Origin of the sequence: Nocardioides sp., assembly GCF_035429765.1 — a bacterium.
Taxonomy (GTDB): domain Bacteria; phylum Actinomycetota; class Actinomycetes; order Propionibacteriales; family Nocardioidaceae; genus Nocardioides.
Genome location: NZ_DAOMFK010000222.1, coordinates 1 through 5,062 on the forward strand (window position 1 = coordinate 1; position 5,062 = coordinate 5,062).

Annotated in this window: 4 protein-coding genes; 1 reads left to right on the top strand and 3 read right to left on the bottom strand. The window is 72.0% G+C overall.

Annotated elements, in window-relative coordinates; all coding sequences use genetic code 11:
• A partial coding sequence (locus PLP61_RS14950; protein WP_324503549.1) for a PucR family transcriptional regulator occupies positions 1-767 on the top strand: 767 nt, incomplete at its 5' end.
• A gap of 12 nt (positions 768-779) precedes the next feature.
• On the opposite strand, the gene PLP61_RS14955 is transcribed toward PLP61_RS14950, so the two are convergent.
• The 3 genes from PLP61_RS14955 to PLP61_RS14965 all read right to left on the bottom strand — a co-directional run bounded on the left by PLP61_RS14955 (position 780) and on the right by PLP61_RS14965 (position 4,870).
• A complete protein-coding gene (locus PLP61_RS14955) occupies positions 780-1,244 on the bottom strand; it encodes a Rieske (2Fe-2S) protein (RefSeq protein ID WP_324503550.1) in 465 nt (154 codons plus the stop codon).
• Between the two features lie 38 nt (positions 1,245-1,282).
• Positions 1,283-4,171, bottom strand: a complete 2,889-nt coding sequence (gene uvrA / locus PLP61_RS14960) for an excinuclease ABC subunit UvrA (protein ID WP_324503551.1) — start codon at positions 4,169-4,171, stop codon at positions 1,283-1,285.
• Positions 4,172-4,297: 126 nt separating this feature from the next.
• On the bottom strand, positions 4,298-4,870 hold the full coding sequence (locus PLP61_RS14965) for a hypothetical protein (RefSeq protein WP_324503552.1): 573 nt from the start codon (positions 4,868-4,870) through the stop codon (positions 4,298-4,300).
• Between the last annotated feature and the right edge of the window lie 192 nt (positions 4,871-5,062).

Below are 5,062 nucleotides of genomic sequence, written 5' to 3' on the forward strand. Positions count from 1 at the left end.
TCGCCCGCCCGCGCCGCACCGACCTGGTGCGGCAGCTGGTCGAGGGCTCCGACCCGAGCGCGGCAGCCGCCGGGCTGGGGATCCCGGCGGGCGCCCCGGTCGCCGTGCTGGCCCTCGAGCCGCGCTCCGCCGCCGGCAGCGGCACCCAGGACCTGGCCCGGCTCCTCGACGTGCTCACGCTGGGGCTCGAGGCGCGGGTGGGGCCGACCGGGTGCCTGGCCGGAGGCGGACGGATCTACGCCGTGCTCGCCGCCACCCGGGTGACCCCCGAGCGGGTGCCCGGCGCCGTGGCCGAGGTGCTGCGCACGTCGTCCACCGCTGCGCGCTGGGAGCTCCGGGCGGGTATCGGTGGGTTCAGCGACCAGCCCCGCGACGTACGCCGCTCGCGCTTCGACGCCGACCAGGTGCTCACCCTGCTGGGCCGGCACCCGGAGCTGGGCGCCGTCCGCGCCGCCTCGGAGGTCGGCGACGAGCTGGTGCTGCTGCGGCTCGCGGACCGCTTCGAGTCGGCGGCGGCGCTCTCCGCTCCGGCCTCGGCCGTCCTCCGGCACGACGCCCACCACCAGACCGGCTACGCGGACCTGCTGCTCGCCTGGTGCGACCTGGGCAGGGACGTGCGGAGGGTGGCCGAGCGCCTGACCCTGCACCCCAACACGGTGCGCTACCGGCTGGGACGGGCGACAGCGCTGTTCGACCTGGCCCTCGACCAGCCCGCTCAGGTGCTGCTGCTGTGGCTGGCGCTCCGGCTGGAACGCAGCCGCGGCTGACCCCGGCTCCGGTCAGGCAGGGAGGATCTGGTCGCCCTTGACCGTGATCGCGACCTCGGCGAGCGGTGACTGGGCCGGCCCGCTCACCGGCGACCCGTCGGCGATGGAGAACATGCTGCCGTGGCAGGGGCAGTGGATGTTGCCGTCGACGAGGTCGGCCACCGGGCAGCCCTGGTGCGTGCAGGTGCGGCTGAACGCCTTGTAGACACCGTCCTCGGGCTCGGTGACCACCACGCTCGGGTCGTCCACGAACACGGCGCCGCCGACCTCGAGATCGCCGGTGGTGGCCAGCGCGGCCGCGGCACCGCCCCCTCCGCCGCCGGAGCTCGAACCCGTGCTGGGCGAGGGCTGCGTGGAGGTGCCGGAGGTGCTGTCACCTCCCGAGCTGCCGCCGCACGCGGCGAGCAACGGTGCGCCCACGCCCAGCGCTGCCGCTGCGGTGATCGCCTGTCGGCGGCTCAGTCCTGCACTGCTCACGGTCCGGCTCCTCACTGCCCTGGTCGCGTGCTGCCAGACTAGCCGCGGGCCCGGGAGCGGCGGGCCTGTCCTTTGGTACTACGACCGCCGGCGAGCAGCGGCGCGAGGAACCGGCCGGTGTGGCTCGCGTGGTCCCCGGCCACGTGCTCGGGAGTGCCCTCGGCGATCACCATGCCGCCGCGGGAGCCCCCCTCCGGCCCCATGTCGATCAGCCAGTCCGCGGTCTTGATCACGTCGAGGTTGTGCTCGATCACCAGCACCGAGTTGCCCTGGTCGACGAGCCGTCCGAGCACCAGCAGCAGCTTGCGGATGTCCTCGAAGTGCAGGCCCGTGGTGGGCTCGTCCAGCACGTAGACGGTGCGGCCGGTGGAGCGCTTCTGCAGCTCCGAGGAGAGCTTGACCCGCTGCGCCTCGCCGCCGGAGAGCGTGGTGGCGGGCTGTCCCAGCCGGACGTAGCCGAGCCCCACCTCGCACAGCGTCCTCATGTGCCGGGCGATGGCGGGGACCGCGGCGAAGAACTCCGCCGCCTCCTCGATCGGCATGTCCAGCACCTCGGCGATGGTCCTGCCCTTGTAGTGCACCTCCAGCGTCTCCCGGTTGTAGCGGGCGCCGTGACACACCTCGCAGGGGACGTAGACGTCGGGGAGGAAGTTCATCTCGATCTTGATCGTGCCGTCCCCGGCGCAGGCCTCGCAGCGACCGCCCTTGACGTTGAAGGAGAACCGGCCCTGCAGGTAGCCCCGCATCTTGGCCTCGGGCGTGGAGGCGAAGAGCTTGCGGATGTGGTCGAAGACCCCGGTGTAGGTCGCCGGGTTGGAGCGGGGCGTGCGCCCGATCGGGGACTGGTCGACGTGGATGACCTTGTCGACGTGCTCGAGGCCGGTGATCCGGGTGTGCCGGCCGGGCACCGCGCGGGCGTGGTAGATCTGCTTGGCCAGGGCCGTGTAGAGGATGTCGTTGACCAGGGTGGACTTCCCCGACCCGGAGACGCCGGTCACCGCGACGAACAGGCCGAGCGGGAACGACACCGTCAGGTCGCGCAGGTTGTGCTCACGCGCACCGTGCACCACCAGCTCGCGGCCCGTGGTGCGGGGACGGCGTACCTCGGGCACCGGGATCTCGCGCCGGCCCGAGAGGTACTGCCCGGTCAGGGAGTCGCGGTGCCGGAGCAGCTGGGCCACCTTGCCGCTGTGGACCACCTGGCCGCCGTGCTCCCCCGCCCCCGGACCGATGTCCACCACCCAGTCGGCGGTGCGGATGGTGTCCTCGTCGTGCTCGACGACGATCAGCGTGTTGCCGAGGTCGCGCAGCCGGACCAGCGTCTCGATCAGCCGGTGGTTGTCGCGCTGGTGCAGCCCGATCGAGGGCTCGTCGAGCACGTAGAGAACCCCGACCAGGCCCGCTCCGATCTGGGTCGCCAGCCGGATCCGCTGGGCCTCGCCCCCGGACAGGGAGCCGGAGGGCCGGTCCAGGGAGAGGTAGTCGAGACCCACGTCGAGCAGGAAGTTCAACCGCTCCTGGATCTCCTTGAGCACGCGCTCGGCGATCTGCCGCTCCCGATCGGTGAGCTCCAGCGCGCGGAGGAACTCCGCGGTCTCGTTGATCGGGAGGGCGCAGACCTCGGCGATGTTCCGGCCGCCCAGGGTGACCGCCATCGACACGGGCTTGAGGCGGCTGCCCCCGCAGGTGGGGCAGGGGACCTCGCGCATGAAGCCCTCGAACCGCTCCCGGCTGGTGTCGGACTCGGCCTCGCGGTGGCGCCGCTCGATGTAGGGGCGCACGCCCTCGAACGGGGCGTAGTAGGCCCGCTGCCGGCCGTACCGGTTCGTGGTGACCACGTGCACCTTGGTGGCGTGGCCGTTGAGCAGGGACTTCTGCGCCTTCGCCGACAGCTTCTCCCACGGGGTGTTCAGGTCGAAGCCGAGCTCCTCGCCCAGGGCGTTCATCAGGGTCAGGAAGTAGTCCGCGACGTGCGCACCGCTCCAGGGGGCGATCGCGCCCTCCCCGAGCGAGGCGGCCGGGTCCGGGACCACCAGGTCGGGGTCGACCTCCATCCGGGTGCCCAGGCCGTGGCACGCGGGGCAGGCGCCGAACGGGGAGTTGAACGAGAAGGACCGCGGCTCGAGCTCGTCGACGTCGAGGGGGTGCTCGTTGGGGCAGGCCATCCGCTCGGAGAAGCGGAGCTCCCGGTGCGGGTCGTCCTCGGCGGCGTCGACGAAGTCGAACAGCACGAGGCCGCCCGCCAGGCCGAGCGCGGTCTCCACCGAGTCGGTGAGCCGCCGCTTCGCCGAGGGCTTCACTGCCAGCCGGTCGACGACCACCTCGATGGAGTGCTTCTGCTGCTTGTTCAGCGTCGGCGGCTGGTCCAGCGGGTGGGTCTCCCCGTCGACGCGGACCCGGGAGAACCCCTGGCTCTGCAGCGCGCGGAAGAGCTCGACGTACTCACCCTTGCGGCCGCGGATGACGGGAGCCAGCACCTGGAACCGCCGCCCCTCCTCCAGCGCCAGCACCCGGTCGACGATCTGCTGGGGGGTCTGGCGCTCGATCCGCGCGCCGCACGTGGGGCAGTGCGGCGTCCCGGCCCGCGCGTACAGCAGCCGCAGGTAGTCGTAGACCTCGGTGATGGTGCCGACCGTGGAACGCGGGTTGCGCGAGGTCGACTTCTGGTCGATCGACACCGCCGGCGAGAGGCCCTCGATGAAGTCCACGTCGGGCTTGTCCATCTGCCCCAGGAACTGCCGGGCGTACGCCGAGAGCGACTCGACGTAGCGGCGCTGACCCTCGGCGAAGATCGTGTCGAAGGCCAGCGAGGACTTCCCGGACCCCGACAGCCCGGTGAACACGATCAGCGAGTCGCGGGGCAGGTCGAGGGAGATGTCCTTGAGGTTGTGCTCCCGGGCGCCCCGGATGATGAGCTGGTCTGTCACTGCGGTCCCTTGCCATCTGCTCGTGCTGCGTGTCGACGCGGTTCGAACAAGTGTTCGTCACGGTAGCCGTCATGGGCAACCCGCCGCGCCGGTCTCCCACTCTCTCACGGGGAGGCCAGCGGTGCCTCACGGGCGATAGAGCTCCGAGACCTGCACCACGCGGTCGCCGTCCCACCAGAGGGCCGCGGGCACTGGTCGGTCCTGGGTCGCCACCGACAGCTTGTCGCAGGACACACGGTGGTCCCGCAGGGGCTCCCGGTAGCCGATCACGATGATGCCGGTGCACACGGTCTGGGCCGACAGCTCGACGTTGAACGCCGCTCCGACCGGAGCGTCGTGGTAGTCGTTGGGGAACGGGAACTCCAGGTCGTGCTCGCGCGCGTAGGCCCGGCCGGCCGCGTCGTTGACGTAGGTCCTGAAGGGTTCGAGCGTGGCCCGGCCGTCCTCGTACGCCGTCAGCCAGGCAGTCGTGGGGTGCTGGTCCGGACACCCTCGCCTGGGCTGCGGGAAGCCGCCACCAGGGTCGCAGGGCATCGAGACTCGAGTGGCTGGGCTGGGCGCCGGGGTCGCGGTCGAGCGTGGTCCGGGAGCCGCGGTGGGCGGCTCGCCCTGTTTGCCCGCGCACGCCGCCAGCAGCGTGAGGATCCACAGCGCCACCAGGACCCCCCGCGCCGTCCTGGTCTTTCGGCTCTCCGGCATGGACCCATCCTGGCGCACCCGTTCGCCGAACGACGCCTCTCCACATCGTCGCCAGGGGGTCTCGACACTGTCGCCGGGCGGGAGTAGAATCGTCACTATGTTCGATAACTCACCGGTGACCGCGAGCGTGGTCGCGGACTGGGTGGCCCGGCTGGCCCGCAGCGGTCACCGCGGGACGGGCCTGGACGACCC

Coding starts and splice junctions, on each gene's coding strand:
- PLP61_RS14965 (WP_324503552.1), bottom strand. CDS start 4,870: ATGCCGGAGAGCCGAAAGACCAGGACGGCGCGGGGGGTCCTGGTGGCG.